Here is a 14,117-nt window from a genome sequence, read left to right as displayed (position 1 = left end):
AGCCTCCCATCTTGTATGAAAGGGGCCGGCCTTCGGCTTCGCCGTCCGGATTGAGTTCACATGCGAGTTCCGCCATGAACAGCGCGCGGCGATAAGGTACGACCGAATTCTATTGCCGGATTGCCGGCTGAAGCCCTAGATTTCCGATCGATCGCATGACCGACATGAACATCAGGCATCTGGAGCCAGAACTCCTCGACAGCCTTCCGGCCGACGATCCTGGTGCGATTGCATCCCGTCGTGATCTCGTTCGCATCAACGCATTGATGTTCCAGGCCAGGATCATGGCATCACTCTTGCGAACGAACGTGCCGACGCCGCCGCTGCGCATCCTCGAACTGGGCGCCGGTGACGGAAAGTTCATGCTGACAGTGGCGCGGCTGATGGCGCGGCGTTGGCCCAACGTGGAGATCGTCATGGTCGACAGGATCGACCTGATCGGCCAGGATGTGCGCGACGCTTTCGCCGAGCTTGGTTGGCGGGCGCAGCCCGTAACCGCCGATATATTCGATTGGACAGCGGACAGGCCCTTCGATCTTGTTTGCGCCAATCTCATCCTTCATCACTTCGACGACACGCGCCTCCTGGAGCTGTTTTCCCGTCTCATGACGATGGCCCCGTTACTCGTCGCGACGGAGCCGCTCAGGGCCAAGGGACCACTTGTCGCGACCCGGTTCCTGCGGCTGATCGGCGCCTGCGCGGTTACACTGAACGATGCGGCGCAAAGTGTCCGCGCCGGTTTTCGCGGCACGGAACTTTCGCAATTGTGGCAACTGGCGGGTGGAACGCCCGTGATGGAGGCCCGCAAAGGCCTGTTCACTCAAGGTTTTGTCGGCGCCAGCATGCCCGGCACCAAATGATGCACGACGCAATAGTCATCGGTGCTGGCCCCGCCGGCAGTTCCACCGCCATTGCGCTGGCCCAGCATGGTTGGTCGGTGGCAATGGTGGAGAAGGCCGTGTTTCCTCGCCGAAAGGTCTGCGGCGAATTCATGTCAGGCACCAGCCTTGCCTTGCTCGACCAGTTGGGCGTCGGCGAGACCTGGCGCGCGGAAGCCGGCCCCGAAATACGTCGCGTCGGGTTCTTTTCGGGCGATGTCTCGGCCGAGGCGCGCATGCCGCGCGCCAGGACGGGGCTCGGCCGCGCTCTCGGCCGCGATCGCCTGGACCATGTCCTGTTGCAGGCCGCCGAACGCGCGGGTGTCGAAATTCTCCAGCCTTGCAAGGCTGTCGCCATTCGTCGGCACGATGATCTGCAATTTGTGACCGTGGAGGCGGGACAGCAAGAAAAGGTTTTGAGCGCGCCTGTGATCATTGCCGCGCATGGATCCTGGGAACCCGGGAAACTCCCAAGCCAGATTGAAAGGACAAGCCGACCTTCCGACCTTTTCGGGTTCAAGGCGCATTTTACCGGCGCCGCGCTGGCGCCCGACCTGATGCCGCTGCTGGTGTTCCCGGGCGGCTATGGCGGAATGGTAACGGCGGACCATGGCCGGGTTTCAATTTCCTGCTGTATCCGCCGGGATGTTCTGTCCGACCTGCGCCAGCGCTATGGAAACATCGCGGCGGCGGATGCGGTATGGCGCCACGTCGTGGCCTCGTGCCGGGGCGTGGGAACTGTGCTGACCGGTGCCGAATTGGATGGCCCATGGCTCGCCGCGGGACCGATCCATCCCGGTATTCGAGCTTGCTATGATCAGGGCATCTTCCGCGTCGGCAACATCGCGGGTGAGTCACATCCCGTAATCGCGGAAGGGATTTCGATGGCGCTGCAATCCGGCTGGCTGCTTGCGCGGGAACTGGTCGCGCTGGGCAAAGGTCACGAGGGCCACGACGAGGCCGGACATCGCTACGAAAGGCAATGGCGTCGGCAATTCTCGACCCGTTTGCGTGCCGCGGCCTTGATTGCCCGAATAGCGCTTGGGCCAGGCGGCGCGGCGGCCATGCGCGCCGTGATCAAGAATTTTCCGGCGGCTTTGACACTTGGCGCGCGATTGAGTGGAAAGACCCAGCCCGTTCCGGGCTTTTGATGTCAAGCAGCACTGCTCGCTGCGTGTCGCCTGACGGTGTACCAAACGGGGCGATGGCGGTTGACCGCGACGCGCGTCCTACCCCCGATCTCCAACTAGGAAATGGACAGGATCTCGAGTTCATTCTGCCCTAGCTGGACAATTTCGCCAACGGATTTGCCAATCAGCGCGATGGCAACCGGTGAACCATGCGAAATGGAAGCTTGGGACGGGTTGGCCTCGTCCTCACCGACGATGCGGAAGGTCTGGGTGCGGCCATCATCACGCTCGAAGGTCACGGTGTGACCGAAGGCAATCACTTCATTGGACGTCGGCACCGGCATAGGCTGAGCCGTACGGACGCGTTCGGCATAGTAGCGCATATCTCGAACCGGAACCGCCGACTGCCGTCGCCTCTCGTTGACATCCTCCAGCGCGTTCGCGGTCTCGAGAGCCTGCTGGGCGCGCGCCAATTCATCCCTTAGCATCTTCAGGCCCGCCTCGGTGACGAGATTGATGCGATCGGAGACAGGGCGAGCCGGCAGGATGGTTTCCGATGCTGCCTCCGCACTTTCCTCCTTGGCAAAGGCTACGCTCAATTGGCCGCACTCCGTGTCGAATAGTGTTGGTTATGGGATAACCCATAGGCGACAAGAAAGCTGCAACAATTCGACGGCTGGCTTCGGCGGAACCGGCAGGCAATTGTCGTCGAGCCGGTTCTCCAGAGCAATTCCAGGAAAAGTGTGAAACGGTTTTACGTCCGGAATTGCTCTAGTCCACGTGACAGCCCTGCTCGCCGATGGCATCGCGCCGCCCCCCTCACCCCCCAGCCAACCGCGGCATCAGGAAAATCTCCGCCCCTTTTGGGCGCGATGAGACGAGCCGCTTCCACGAGCGCTCGCCAGGGTCGGCATCAACCTGTTCTACTTCCATGGCTACAACGCCAGGAAAACCAGCTGCGCGCGGACGACCAGCGCCAGATGGCCTGCTCGCTGCTCGGCCGTGCCCGCGCGGCCGTCGACGTGGCCGAGGCCCGCTACCGCCGCGACACCATCCAGCCGCCGACGCGGGCCAATCCGTTCCCCGACGCGGCCATCGTCGCCAACGCCCAGGCACTCGATCGCCTGTGGCGCGAGGCGCTCGAAGGCCTGATCCGCCACCAGCCGGTGCCGGAGAACGACCGCATGACCCAGCGCCTGGAAGCGGAACTCGCTGGCCGCTTTGGCCGAAAAAGATGCGGTCCTCGTCGGCCAGGCGGACCTGTTGCGATCGATGCTGAAAGGCACGGCAGGCGATGCGATTCTAGCGGGCAGGCGCGAGATCGAGGAAGGCATTGGCTCGATCACAGCAACGTTGCGCGAGCGGCAGACGTTTTTGCTGTGAGGCGCTAGGACCGGTGACGAAACTGCGCAGACCGATTCTGAATGGCTGCCTTGCGCCTCATACTGGACGCCTGGCTGGCTATTTCCAGGTCTTACAAGCGGACGGCAAAAGAAGCACCAGCGAGCCCTGCGCCAGGCGCGTTCTACACCCACGTGACGACGCCGCACTTTGTTTCGGCCCCGGCACGGAGACGCTCGGATCTATCGAACAGTAAGGCGCTTGAAGACGCAGGCTCCTCAGCCGGCATGCGGCTCAGAAAGATGCCGGTGCATCGCAGAGCCATGCCGAAGACAAGCAAGCGCCCCACCCTGTAGAGAGAACGAAACGGTTAGAGCAGATGTAACTGGGCTTCCCGAGCGGGCTTAGAGCGGACGCAGTAGAATTCCTCAAGGCGGCCTATAAACTCACTCTGCCCCCCATAGCTAGGGTGACGAACCGCAGTTGCCTCAAGGCCGAGGTCCGCCAAAGCTGCTTGGGCATCGCGTCCAATGGCAACAAGATGTTTCGGCCGTAAGGTGTCGATCAGCGCTTCCAAAATGGGCTTGCACGCCAGTCGCTCGCTACGGGTATGACACCGATTTGTCATCGGCTCATTGGGGCCATGCGGATGAAACGGAAAGACGTTCCAGAGAAAGATCGGTTGTTCGATTGAACGCAGCATCTGCCACACAACGGTAGCGGTGCGCTCGGCCACGGGGGGGCCTTTGGTCGCTCTCATGAGTGGTTCGGTACCGAGAAGTTCTGCGTGCCAATCAAGATGCGCTTCGTCAGTTAATGCCAGACCCGTTCGGCGGCCACCCCGATAGCCAAGATCTCGAGCAATCCAGAAGGACTGAACCCCCCTCTCGATTGCCGCATTTAAGACGGCTTCCAGGTTCCGACGGCGGACGGCTGGCGCATCTTTGGCGTCACACTCTGGGCACGCGTCGGCGTAGGGATTGAACGCGTTGGCAAAATGGAAGGACGCGAGTTCTTCGACAAAGTCAGCTGGTTTCATGGCGCAAGCTCCTCCACCATCATATCACGTTTGTCTAGATCAAGGATGAGGCGCCCACGTCGATACTGGCGCAAAAAGCGATAGGCGGCGTTTCCTTTCAGGATCGCTTCTTCCCAAAGCCACAGCGGGCACTGCTCCGCTTCAAAACCTTGGACGAAACTCCTCACGGTCTTCAGCAGGTTGAAATCAACCTCATCGCGTCCCTCGAAGAACTGATGTTCCTTGGCTCTCGCGAAAACGTAGGCCGCAACACCTTCTTCGAGAATAATCGCGCGGGCACCGTCCTCGCCGTCATCGACTTTGGTCTTGCTCTTTCGTTTGAGCTTCAATAGGGCCCGAGTTACCGGCGACCAACCGAGGACGGCTGCATAGGCATAGTGAAAAGCGTCGTGAAAGCGATAGAAGTCTTCCACGACACTATTATCAGTCAGGCGGTCCCCGATATTGACGCCGTTGCAACGCTGATAGACGTATTGTTTAGAGCCAGAATTGCGCTCGAAAATCTCAATCGCGAGCTTTCGAGGCAGCTGCTCCTCAGAGGGGAATTCCAGATCAAACAGCGGAGGCGGAATGCGGTCCGTTGGCCAGCGATCCTGCGCCTTCCGCAGATTGTGAACCGCCGCGTCTCCCAAGGTCACGCCTGCCTCGTTGGCCGCGTGCACCAAATTGCGGAAAATGATCTTAAGCTTTTGTGCAAAAGCGGTTGGGTCAACGTATGATAGGGCTTCACCGTCGCTATTGGTAAGATTGCCTACCGAATTAGCAAGTTTCAGAAGCGTTCGTGCGAATTCCGTCGTGGGCGCTGCAAGGTTAAGCGTCTGTTGCGGTTGCAGATTGACGAAGCGAAGCGCCTCGGTGGAGCCGGATTCGAATTCCTCTGCAATATCAGCTAGCCGGATATTGGCATGAGCTGCAATGACCGCGAGGTACCAAAGCGCATCACCGAACTCCTCGATGACACCGCTTTCGTACGAGTCGTAGGCCTTGGAGTCTCGCTGTTTCTTTTTCACCTCGCTAAGGAGACTGCCGGTTTCACCAAACAGTCCGAGGATTGGCAGGCTCAAATTTCTGGATTTCAGGCCTGTTCGATCCGTCTTGACCGCTAAATCTTGATATTCGTTTAGTGATAGAGTTGATCCATCCATCGCGAATCCCCCGCCAGACCAGATTGCCAGATGATCGCAGCGTAAGGAATCACAGAGGCTGAACTTCGGTGGGCTGTTGCTTGTCGGTAACAGGCAGTTCGAGCCGGTACGCTCGGTTGATCAGAGAACCGCAGTTGCGCTGAAGGCGCCAAACGCTTCAGCGTCACCAATGCCCAGGCTCATCGACATACCCACGCTCGGGCAACGTCTCCAGCCAACCCTCAATAGCGGCTCGCTGTCCGTCGGAAAATCGGCATTTGTGGTATGGCCCTTTTTTGATCAGAAAACGCACGTGCTCCGGGATGATTGGAGCCGATTTCCCGAAATAAGCGAAGTCGGTCGCAAGCATGACCTTTTCCGTCTTACCGGTGTCGCGTTCCCTGTTTCCGACACTCAGACTGCCATCGTCTTCGCTATGGAAAGAGTCGATCTGCTGGAATGTGCCGTCGTTCCCGGTGTGGTAGATGTTGTCGCCATAGCGATGCATCATGTTGCCGTTCATGTTTGGCTTTTTGCGCGCGAAGCGCGGATCTGACCAATAGCCGTCGAAGGAGGTGATTTCCGATATTCGCATCCAGTAGACGAGGCGGTCAGTAGCCTGCAGGTCAGTCGAGCCTGTTCCGATTATGAGGTCGCCTACGCTCGCAAATTTTCGAATCATCGGCTTGCAATTTGCTAGCGTACATACGCCCCAGAAGGGGTTCGGCGCAAAGCCAAGGTCATGTTCGACGACGTAGGAGTAGATTCGGGGCACGGCTCAGCACTTATTGCGTTTGATGCGAGGTTTTGGCCTTTGCTCCCCGCCTGGCTGTTCCCAGACATCCGTCTCGCCCTTAAGCGTCGGGGTCAAGACTTTGGAACCGCTGTCAACTGTGGTGGCGTATTTTCCGATCGATTCGGGGACACCGCCTGGACCATCCTCGTCCGCGCGCAACCAAATTGCCACGACCCGAATGCCGGCGCCGGCAAACCCCATCGTCCGAGCATCAATGGTGCCGCCGTCTTCTGGCGCGGCCGGAAGCCCGATGACGCCAATGTCAGTGTGCGGGTCGATCGAGGAAACAGCGTTCGGAACATCGTATCGTGGATTGTATCCTGCCGCTTGCAGGATCGCCTCCATTTTTGCGCGGTCGTCGTTATTGAGGTGTTCGTTGAAAACGTAAGCGTCTGCCATTCACGATCCTCCTAAGGCTTTAAAAGCCATGCTCGCAATGACGCCGGATATCGCAGCAACCACGACACCGCCAGCAAGTGTCAGTATACCGAGTGCGTAGGAAATGCGTCGCTCGATTTGATCCATCCTTTTGTTGATCGAGTTGAGCGATGCGGTCTCGGTCGGGAGTAACCCCATCAGAGTCGTGTCGATCCCCCGAAATCCGGGTTTTTTCCGGGCATACTGTTCTGTCATACCATCGAGACGCGCAAACCAGATCAGGAAGGCGTCTTGGTCGCACCGCACCGTCACTGTCTGCGGCCCCGCGTTGAAGATAGCGAACAGAAGCTTTCCCTTGTAGCCCGGATCGACGTGAAATCCACTTACATTCACAAGACCGCTATTTTTTAGCGTACTCTTCATGTTGATGAAGCCGAGGAGATCATGCGGGAGTGTTACGAACTCTCGCGTGGTCAAATAGGCGAACTGCCCGGGCGGTATCACGATAGGCGCCTTGTGCTCTAAGCGTTCAACCAGGCCCGGCTTGCGGGTGTCTCGACCTTCGGGGCTGATGAAAGCCTCGTCACCGATCCGCAGAGTATAGGCCGCGCAATCGACCCGCTGCGGGTCGAATGGCGCAATCCAGCCGCCGCCATGTTCAGCGATGAGGTCACCCGATAGAAACATCTACGTCTCCTGTGCGTAAACCTGCCTGCGCGCAAGCTGTCGTCGACGATCGTCTACGAGAGCGTCGAGATCAAAGCCAGCCGCTTTCGCGCTGCACACGATCCACTCTGAAAGCGCGGCGTTTGCGGCAAGGGCGATCGCACGGAATTCCTCGAGATGATCGATCTTCTCGCATGCGTCGGCGAAACGTCCAGCGTGGTCGGTAAAGTCGAGGTCGGAGATCGCATCCCCGATCAATCCTCCTGTTCCTGCGTCCGGCAACGCTTGGTTCAGGGCATTTGCAGCGCTCAGCGCAACTAGAAACGCGTCGACAAGTGTTTCCCTTCTGGTTTTGACTTCGGTATCACCCCGAGCAAACCGTCCCGCGTATTTCGCGAAATGCAAACCGTAATGCTTCAGCCGATCCAGGCGCGACATCGACAATATGTCGAAATGATTGTGCAAATCGTGCTCATACTGTGCTCGCTGTCGCGTCCGCATCGAAATGCGGGGTTCCTCCGGGCTTGCTTGTCGATTCTTATCTGTGATCGGCGCCATCGTTGTAGCCCGCCTCCGCCTGCTCAAGTTGCTCATATGCCAGGATGCCAGCCATCAGCATGGCCTGGATCGGCTCGATTTCCGCGGAGACCGCTTTAGTCACCTCGCCAGCGTCATTTTCAAAGCGCTTGGCAAGCCGAAGAGCCTTTTCCTCTTCTCCCTCGATGCATCCGATAACGATGCGTTGGCCGAGAAAGTCGACTTCGATCTGTCCGATACCCTCAAAGGCCGGGAGCTTTGCGTCGTTCATAGAACATTCCTTTTTTTATTGCAGCGCTCGCAGATTTCGTCCACCGGCGCAGATTTATCGAGCGCCAACCCGATGTTGCACACTGCTGCGGCTCGGCGAGGCAGTCAGGGCAGTTGGATCGTCGCAAGCTGTTATCAGATCGAAAACCTCGCCACGTTGCAGGTCTGGATCGAGGCACGCATGCGTGGACTGGATTGTCAGCGTCCCAATGTCAAAACCCGTTTCGTTGGCGATGAACTGCAGCAGGCGGCCGAGGCCAATGAGATTACCAAGCGTGCGCTGGACGTAGTAGTGGTTGCGATAGACGGCCATCATGCTGAGCCGCCACATATGTCCCTCGCGCTCGGGCTTCAGCTCGATGAAGCTCAAGCATTGCCGGTTCATTTTCTTGCGCAGATCGCGAGCCGGGTCGAAGAGTGCGATCTCTGTCACGTTGCCGAAGAACTTCGCTTCTCCGCTTCTCATCGCCCGGAGCGTATCGATATTCGCGGAAAGCTGATTGACGGTTCCCGCACCCTTGCCACTACCGGTCGGCCAGGCGACCATACGCTGAAAATAGCGACCCCACTCGCCCTGACGATGCATGCGGCGCTCGTAGACCTGCATGTAGCGCTTCGTCAGCGCATCGATGCCGTCGCCTCTATCAAGGGCGGCGGGGAAGATCGTATTTGCGACCGTGCTGACGCCGCATTTGTCTTGATCGCGCAGGAACGCGTCGACCTGACACACAATCTCGTCCTCCCCCGGCGAAAATCCGGTCGGATCTTCGATATGGAGCATAAGCCCGTGTTGATCACCGTCGGCCTTGAGCCGGAGGGCAGCCCCAACCCATGCGGAGACGGGAGTGGGTGCGGGCGTCATGGGATTATACATCGTCGGATGCTCCATCTTGGATGACGAAGGCGCCGGCAAAGCGGCGGGTGAGGTAGGTTTCGGAGAACCAGGCGTAGCCTGCCCATCCCCATCCCAGTCCCCAGGAGTTGCGGACCAGAAAATGCGATACGCCATTAACGTAACCGTGTCCGGCTAGGACGACCGCATGCGCCAGTGCAGGATCGATCGGAATATGATCCTCCGCCATCAGCGCCTCCGGTCCGATGAACCGTGCCGCCCGGTAAAACGCGGGCGAAATGAACAATGTGATGACGACAGGTGAGCCCGAATCGATCTCAGAGCGCCAGCGATCAGCATCGCTGCTGCGTTGGCCGGTATCGCAGCGGACGACGACTGGGCGTTGGCTGGGCGGCTGATAGGGATTGGGGCAAACGTCGCGACCCTGGTAAGGCCAGAACACCTCATCCGGTTGACCGTCATTCAAGATCGCCACACAGGTCGCTTCAATCGTCGAACCTTGGTCCGGCTGCAACCCGTCACGTCGCGTTGCGTGGTAATAGAGCCATTCAGGAGACAACTGGCTTGGGTGCTTATGCGCCGCACGGTGGGTCGCACTCGCCGCGAAAGAAAGGCAGGTTGGGCGGCGGCCTTGATCGCGGGCCGGCTCAAGCCGCTTTCTCAGATCAGCGACGACATTCAACATCAGCGCGCACCGCCCGCGTGTTTGAACGAGGGGCGAAACAGTCCTGCATCGTGCGAATAGACAGGCCTGTAGTCGAACGACCAGCGTTTGGGATCGTCCTCCGGAGCCCACTGTCGGCGCTCCCACAAAGTATAGACACCGTGCACGGTCGCGTCGGAAGCACGCGCGAGTACATGTCGGATCGTCGGAGCCCCAACGACCCCTTCGGCAACCTGTTCGCGACCATCTTTGAGTATCGCGAAACCAGCCATTTCCAGTTCGTCGAAATTCCAGACGTAACCGGCGTTACTGTCTTCTCGCAGCTTGACCACGAACAAGTCATCCCGGCCGGCTTCGATCACCGTACCCTCGTCTCGCTCCGTCAGGTGCCACACATCGATGTTTTGCGTGGACCCAATTGGATAGTCGGGCACGAGTGCACGCTTGATCGTCGCTGGTTGCGCTTTAACAAGCTGCTTCCGGATTCCGGTCGCAATAACCCTGTTGCGCACTAGCGCGTAGAGTGTCGCGCGATAGCTTGCGCCAACGCGCAATGCCATTTGGTAGACGATGTCAGCATTCTGAAGATGCTGCGGCGTCCAATGGTGACGCTGCATGAGTGCCGTAATCAGCCAGTCAGGCACGAGGAAGTATGACGCGAAAGCATCGGCTTCTTGCTCGGCGGGTGGAAGGTTGATGTAGTCCCGAGCATGATCCGGCGACCGGCGCAGAATACTATCATCATCCGCTTGGGGATCATGGTTCAGCACATGGTGTCCAAGCTCGTGGGCCGCGGTGAAACGCTGTTGGCCAAGCGGACGACGCGTCGTCAGAATGATCCCTGGATTGCCCTCCTCGCGCAGATAAGCCCCCAAGAGCGGTTCAAGCTTCCGGAAAAGCAAGGGGACATTCTGTCTGTAAATCGAGCCGAATACGTCCACACGATGCCCTCGCGCGGCGCCTTGATCCAGGCCGAGGTCGCGCTGCAGGCGAAGCGCTGCCCGCATGCCCTTCAGGACTGCGTCGCGCGTGGGCGCCCTAGCCATTCTTGGCCACCTTCGAACGGGAGCGCAGGAATTCCGCAAAGCTTGCCAGCTCACCCCTGTCGTTCTCTGACAGATCGCTCACGGTGCGCGCCAGGAATGCGACGTCTTCGGGTACGTGCTGCTCGGATTCGCCGGTAAACCAGGACGTGGGCCGCTCGTAGAGAGCGGCTAGGCTTTTCATTTCAAGGGCGCCTACACCCCTCTTGCCTGCCTCCATTTCCGAAATTGCCGAGCGGCGGACGTTCAGATGGTTCGCCGCTTCTTCTTGTGTGATGCCCACATATTCACGTGCGTCCTTGAGGCGCTTGCCGAGCTGAACGGCCTCGGGGTTTGGACCGGCAAATCCAACAGGGGTCCGTGCCATATTACACCTCCTCGCTTTCATGCTGGCTCACTCTCCACGCCTCACGACATGTCTCCATGACGGTCACTACGCAGTGTTCGACACTACGGAAGCCACCAGCTGGCATTACGTCGTCCGGAAGATTGAGTGCGAACTCTTCCTCGATACGCAAAACAACCCGGACCATCACGAGCGAGTCAACCGCAGGCTCCCATGCCGCGCGTGGAGCAGGACAGTCATTGATAGCCGTACTGATTTCATTTCGGATTGCGTCTTCAAACGCTCTGGCAGGGAACATGATGATACCTCGCATGTCCATTTATCCGACTCAAATCTAGCACATGTCTGAAAAACAGACAATAGGGCGCTGCATAACGCGGCTGATCTAAGTTTCCTCTGACCCTACAGCCGCGCGGCGATGGCAGCTTTTCTACTTTGGGAAATTCAAAGCAGATTGACCGCTTGCGGCCCACACCAAGACGTTCGCAACCTTGATCCTAAGCGAAGGCAGCGAGACGCCTGCCCCCTCACCCCCCCGCCAGCCTCGGCATCAGGAAAATCTCCGCCCCTTCTGGCAATTCCTTCGACCACGTATCGCGATAGATCGTCCCGTCGATGGCGACAGCGATGCCGCGGTCGATCAGCGGCTCGAAGGCGGGATACTGTTCAGCCAGTTTCCTGAACAGCTCCCTTATGTCCTTGGCTTCGACCTCGACCTTGCTCTGGCCGCCGGCGAGTTGGCCGAGCGCGCCCCAGAGCGTGACTTCGACCATCGCTCGACCTCGCCCTAGCCTCCCCGTTCCGCCTCGATCGCCGCCAGGATGCGGGGCGGCGACATCGGGATGTGCGTCATGCGCACGCCCGCCGCGTTCGACACCGCATTGGCGATCGCCGCCAGCGGCGGCACGATCGAGGTCTCGCCAACGCCGCGCACCCCGTAGGGGTGGTTGGGGTTGGGGATTTCGAGGATCTGCGTGTCGATCATCGGCAGGTCGGAGCAGACCGGGATGCGATAGTCGAGGAAGCCGGGGTTCTGCAGCCGCCCGTCCTTGCCGTAGATATACTCCTCGTTGAGCGCCCAGCCGATGCCTTGCGCGGCGCCGCCCTGGTACTGCCCTTCCACATAGGTCGGGTGCACGGCCTTGCCGGCATCCTGCACCACCGTGTAGCGGATGACCCTGGTCGAACCCGTCTCGGGATCGACCTCGATATCGCAGATATGGGTGGCGAAGGAGACGCCGGCGCCATCGGCGACGAGCTCGCTGTGGCCGGCGATCGGTCCGCCGGTCTTGCCGGAAGCGGCGGCGATCTCCTTCAGCGACAGCTTGCCGAGATTGCCGTGCTTCTCGCCCTTGGCAACCGCGTGGCCCTTTTCCCAGACCACGTCGTCGACGGAAATGTCCCACATCTGCGCGGCGCGTTCGCGCAGGATCTTGATCGCGTTGCGGGCGGCCGAGATCGTTGCCATGGAGGACGAGAAGGTGCCGCGGCTGCCGTCGGTCATGTCGTTGTAGCCGAGGCTGGAGGTGTCCGCGACGATCGCCTTCACATGCTCATAGGCGATGCCGAGTTCCTCCGCCGCCACCAGCGACAGCGACGCGCGGGAGCCGCCTACGTCCACGGTTCCGACGGCAAGCGAGACCGAACCGTCCATGCCGATGTTGAGGTCGGTGCAGGTCTGGCCGCCGAAGTTGAACCAGAAGCCGCAAGCCATGCCCCGGCCCTGGTTCTTGCCGAGCTTGGCCTTCATGTGCGGATGGTTCTTCACCGCCTCCAGCGTCGGACCGATGCCGATCGGGCCGTAGACCGGGCCGTAGGACGACCTTGTGCCTTCCTGCGCGGCGTTCCTGATCCGGAACTCGACCGGGTCCATGCCGATCTCCTTGGCCAGTTCGTCGACGGCACTTTCCACCGCGAACGCCGCCATGGGTGCGGAGGGCGCGCGATAGGCCGCCGTCTTCGGCCGGTTGACCAGCACTTCGTAGCCGACCGTCTTGACGTTATCGAGCTTGTAGCAGGCAAACGCCGTCATGGCGCCGATCTCGGCCCAGGAGCCGGCATAGGGGCCGCAGGAATAGCGCAGCGTCGCTTCGGCGGCGGTGATGGTGCCGTCCTTGCGGGCGCCGATCTTGACGTCGATCGAGGTGGCGCTGGTTGGTCCTGAGGCGCGGAACACCTCGTCGCGGGTCATCACCAGCTTCACCGGCCGGCCCGCCTTGCGCGACAGGGCGAGCGCAACCGGTTCGGCCCAGACATGGGTCTTGCCGCCGAAGCCGCCGCCGATCTCCGACGAGGTGACGCGCAGCTTCGAGGCTTCCATGCCGAGCAGCTGGGCGCAGTGCTGGCGGTAGACGAAATGGCCCTGCGTGCAGACCCAGAGGTCGGCGGTGCCGTCGGACGAGACGCTCGCCACGCAGGCATGCGGCTCGATATAGCCCTGGTGCGTCTGCTCGGTCTTGAAGGAGCGCGCGACGATGAAATCGGCGTGGCCGAAACCCTGGTGGACATCGCCATGGCCAAATTGGCTGCGCTTGGTGACGTTGGACGGTTTTACCGGCTTTTCCTCGAGGCCCTCGGTGAAGATCGTATCGTTGATCAGCGGCGCCGAGTGCTTCATCGCCTCGTCGACATCGGTGACATGCGGCAGCACCTCGTAGTCGACCACGATCAGCTTCAGCGCCTGCCGGGCCGTGCGGGCGTCGACGGCCGCGACCGCCGCCACCGCATGGCCGTCATAGAGCGCCTTGGTGCGCGCCATGCAATTGTCGAGGATGTCGTACATGGCGGCATCGCCGTCGGTGAGGTCGGGCAGGTCGGCCGCGGTGATCACCGCCTTCACGCCGGGAAGCTTCTCCGCCTTCGAGGTATCGATCTTCCTGATCGTGGCGTGGGCGTGCGGGCTGCGCAGAATACGCCCGACCAGCTGGCCGGCCATGTTGAAGTCGGCGCCGTAGCGGGCGCGGCCCGTCACCTTGTCGATGCCGTCGGGGCGGATGGGGCGCGTGCCGACGGATGTGAATTTACGCCCCGAAAAACGCGGATCGAAATTCAT

17 protein-coding genes are annotated in these 14,117 nt (G+C 60.2%); 2 read left to right on the top strand and 15 right to left on the bottom strand.

Going from position 1 to position 14,117, the window contains the following annotated elements; all coding sequences use genetic code 11:
- Positions 1 to 155: 155 nt before the first annotated feature.
- Together AC56QP_RS27950 and AC56QP_RS27945 are read left to right on the top strand one after the other, a co-directional pair.
- Entirely contained in the window at positions 156 to 860 is a 705-nt protein-coding gene (locus tag AC56QP_RS27950; RefSeq protein ID WP_489862546.1) for a class I SAM-dependent methyltransferase, read from the top strand.
- A complete protein-coding gene (locus AC56QP_RS27945) occupies positions 857 to 2,029 on the top strand; it encodes an NAD(P)/FAD-dependent oxidoreductase (protein WP_497103740.1) in 1,173 nt (390 codons plus the stop codon). Before AC56QP_RS27950 ends, AC56QP_RS27945 begins: the two co-directional genes overlap by 4 nt.
- Positions 2,030 to 2,124: 95 nt before the next feature.
- On the opposite strand, the gene greA is transcribed toward AC56QP_RS27945, so the two are convergent.
- The 15 genes from greA to AC56QP_RS27870 form a co-directional block, all read right to left on the bottom strand.
- Positions 2,125 to 2,607, bottom strand: coding sequence for a transcription elongation factor GreA (greA, locus tag AC56QP_RS27940; RefSeq protein ID WP_489862548.1), 483 nt, complete (start codon positions 2,605 to 2,607; stop codon positions 2,125 to 2,127).
- 336 nt (positions 2,608 to 2,943) lie between these two features.
- The gene (locus AC56QP_RS27935) at positions 2,944 to 3,342 is read right to left on the bottom strand and encodes a hypothetical protein (RefSeq protein WP_489862549.1); all 399 of its coding nucleotides are present in this window, start codon (positions 3,340 to 3,342) and stop codon (positions 2,944 to 2,946) included.
- A gap of 377 nt (positions 3,343 to 3,719) precedes the next feature.
- Positions 3,720 to 4,388: a uracil-DNA glycosylase gene (locus AC56QP_RS27930; RefSeq protein ID WP_497103738.1), complete on the bottom strand. Its 669-nt coding sequence runs from the start codon at positions 4,386 to 4,388 to the stop codon at positions 3,720 to 3,722.
- Positions 4,385 to 5,533, bottom strand: coding sequence for a nucleoside triphosphate pyrophosphohydrolase family protein (locus tag AC56QP_RS27925; protein WP_352887484.1), 1,149 nt, complete (start codon positions 5,531 to 5,533; stop codon positions 4,385 to 4,387). The genes AC56QP_RS27930 and AC56QP_RS27925 overlap by 4 nt, the downstream gene beginning before the upstream one ends.
- Before the next feature lie 163 nt (positions 5,534 to 5,696).
- Positions 5,697 to 6,287 (bottom strand): Nmad2 family putative nucleotide modification protein, encoded by a 591-nt coding sequence (locus AC56QP_RS27920; protein ID WP_489862550.1) that lies wholly within the window; start codon positions 6,285 to 6,287, stop codon positions 5,697 to 5,699.
- 3 nt (positions 6,288 to 6,290) lie between these two features.
- Positions 6,291 to 6,707: a hypothetical protein gene (locus tag AC56QP_RS27915; RefSeq protein ID WP_489862551.1), complete on the bottom strand. Its 417-nt coding sequence runs from the start codon at positions 6,705 to 6,707 to the stop codon at positions 6,291 to 6,293.
- Entirely contained in the window at positions 6,708 to 7,373 is a 666-nt protein-coding gene (locus tag AC56QP_RS27910) for a dCTP deaminase (RefSeq protein ID WP_489862552.1), read from the bottom strand.
- Positions 7,374 to 7,910 (bottom strand): hypothetical protein, encoded by a 537-nt coding sequence (locus AC56QP_RS27905; protein WP_489862553.1) that lies wholly within the window; start codon positions 7,908 to 7,910, stop codon positions 7,374 to 7,376. It lies immediately after the preceding gene.
- The gene (gene zapA / locus AC56QP_RS27900; RefSeq protein ID WP_489862554.1) at positions 7,891 to 8,160 is read right to left on the bottom strand and encodes a cell division protein ZapA; all 270 of its coding nucleotides are present in this window, start codon (positions 8,158 to 8,160) and stop codon (positions 7,891 to 7,893) included. Before zapA ends, AC56QP_RS27905 begins: the two co-directional genes overlap by 20 nt.
- 54 nt (positions 8,161 to 8,214) lie before the next feature.
- A complete protein-coding gene (locus tag AC56QP_RS27895; RefSeq protein WP_489862555.1) occupies positions 8,215 to 9,033 on the bottom strand; it encodes a hypothetical protein in 819 nt (272 codons plus the stop codon).
- Positions 9,026 to 9,697: a C1 family peptidase gene (locus tag AC56QP_RS27890; RefSeq protein ID WP_489862556.1), complete on the bottom strand. Its 672-nt coding sequence runs from the start codon at positions 9,695 to 9,697 to the stop codon at positions 9,026 to 9,028. The genes AC56QP_RS27895 and AC56QP_RS27890 overlap by 8 nt, the downstream gene beginning before the upstream one ends.
- Positions 9,697 to 10,722 carry an ImmA/IrrE family metallo-endopeptidase gene (locus tag AC56QP_RS27885; RefSeq protein WP_489862557.1) on the bottom strand — a complete coding sequence of 342 codons (1,026 nt, stop codon included), beginning with the start codon at positions 10,720 to 10,722 and terminating at the stop codon, positions 9,697 to 9,699. The genes AC56QP_RS27890 and AC56QP_RS27885 overlap by 1 nt, the downstream gene beginning before the upstream one ends.
- Complete coding sequence (locus AC56QP_RS27880; protein ID WP_489862558.1) at positions 10,715 to 11,086, bottom strand: helix-turn-helix domain-containing protein; 372 nt, start codon at positions 11,084 to 11,086, stop codon at positions 10,715 to 10,717. The genes AC56QP_RS27885 and AC56QP_RS27880 overlap by 8 nt, the downstream gene beginning before the upstream one ends.
- 506 nt (positions 11,087 to 11,592) lie before the next feature.
- The gene (locus AC56QP_RS27875) at positions 11,593 to 11,838 is read right to left on the bottom strand and encodes a MoaD/ThiS family protein (RefSeq protein WP_489862559.1); all 246 of its coding nucleotides are present in this window, start codon (positions 11,836 to 11,838) and stop codon (positions 11,593 to 11,595) included.
- Positions 11,839 to 11,852: 14 nt separating this feature from the next.
- Entirely contained in the window at positions 11,853 to 14,117 is a 2,265-nt protein-coding gene (locus tag AC56QP_RS27870; RefSeq protein ID WP_489862560.1) for a xanthine dehydrogenase family protein molybdopterin-binding subunit, read from the bottom strand.

The organism is Mesorhizobium sp. RCAM 05104 (assembly GCF_059683645.1).
Note: the sequence above shows the minus strand (reverse complement) of the source record. Positions and strands in the feature narration are given on the sequence as shown.

Excerpts from the sequence above, each read along its gene's own strand:
- AC56QP_RS27895 (WP_489862555.1), bottom strand. The coding sequence starts at position 9,033 with ATGTATAATCCCATGACGCCCGCACCCACTCCCGTCTCCGCATGGGTT.
- zapA (WP_489862554.1), bottom strand. The coding sequence starts at position 8,160 with ATGAACGACGCAAAGCTCCCGGCCTTTGAGGGTATCGGACAGATCGAA.
- AC56QP_RS27885 (WP_489862557.1), bottom strand. The coding sequence starts at position 10,722 with ATGGCTAGGGCGCCCACGCGCGACGCAGTCCTGAAGGGCATGCGGGCA.
- AC56QP_RS27910 (WP_489862552.1), bottom strand. The coding sequence starts at position 7,373 with ATGTTTCTATCGGGTGACCTCATCGCTGAACATGGCGGCGGCTGGATT.
- AC56QP_RS27870 (WP_489862560.1), bottom strand. The coding sequence starts at position 14,117 with ATGAATTTCGATCCGCGTTTTTCGGGGCGTAAATTCACATCCGTCGGC.
- AC56QP_RS27905 (WP_489862553.1), bottom strand. The coding sequence starts at position 7,910 with ATGGCGCCGATCACAGATAAGAATCGACAAGCAAGCCCGGAGGAACCC.
- AC56QP_RS27890 (WP_489862556.1), bottom strand. The coding sequence starts at position 9,697 with ATGTTGAATGTCGTCGCTGATCTGAGAAAGCGGCTTGAGCCGGCCCGC.
- AC56QP_RS27925 (WP_352887484.1), bottom strand. The coding sequence starts at position 5,533 with ATGGATGGATCAACTCTATCACTAAACGAATATCAAGATTTAGCGGTC.
- AC56QP_RS27950 (WP_489862546.1), top strand. The coding sequence starts at position 156 with ATGACCGACATGAACATCAGGCATCTGGAGCCAGAACTCCTCGACAGC.
- AC56QP_RS27945 (WP_497103740.1), top strand. The coding sequence starts at position 857 with ATGATGCACGACGCAATAGTCATCGGTGCTGGCCCCGCCGGCAGTTCC.
- AC56QP_RS27935 (WP_489862549.1), bottom strand. The coding sequence starts at position 3,342 with ATGCCTTCCTCGATCTCGCGCCTGCCCGCTAGAATCGCATCGCCTGCC.
- AC56QP_RS27875 (WP_489862559.1), bottom strand. The coding sequence starts at position 11,838 with ATGGTCGAAGTCACGCTCTGGGGCGCGCTCGGCCAACTCGCCGGCGGC.
- AC56QP_RS27930 (WP_497103738.1), bottom strand. The coding sequence starts at position 4,388 with ATGAAACCAGCTGACTTTGTCGAAGAACTCGCGTCCTTCCATTTTGCC.
- AC56QP_RS27880 (WP_489862558.1), bottom strand. The coding sequence starts at position 11,086 with ATGGCACGGACCCCTGTTGGATTTGCCGGTCCAAACCCCGAGGCCGTT.
- AC56QP_RS27915 (WP_489862551.1), bottom strand. The coding sequence starts at position 6,707 with ATGGCAGACGCTTACGTTTTCAACGAACACCTCAATAACGACGACCGC.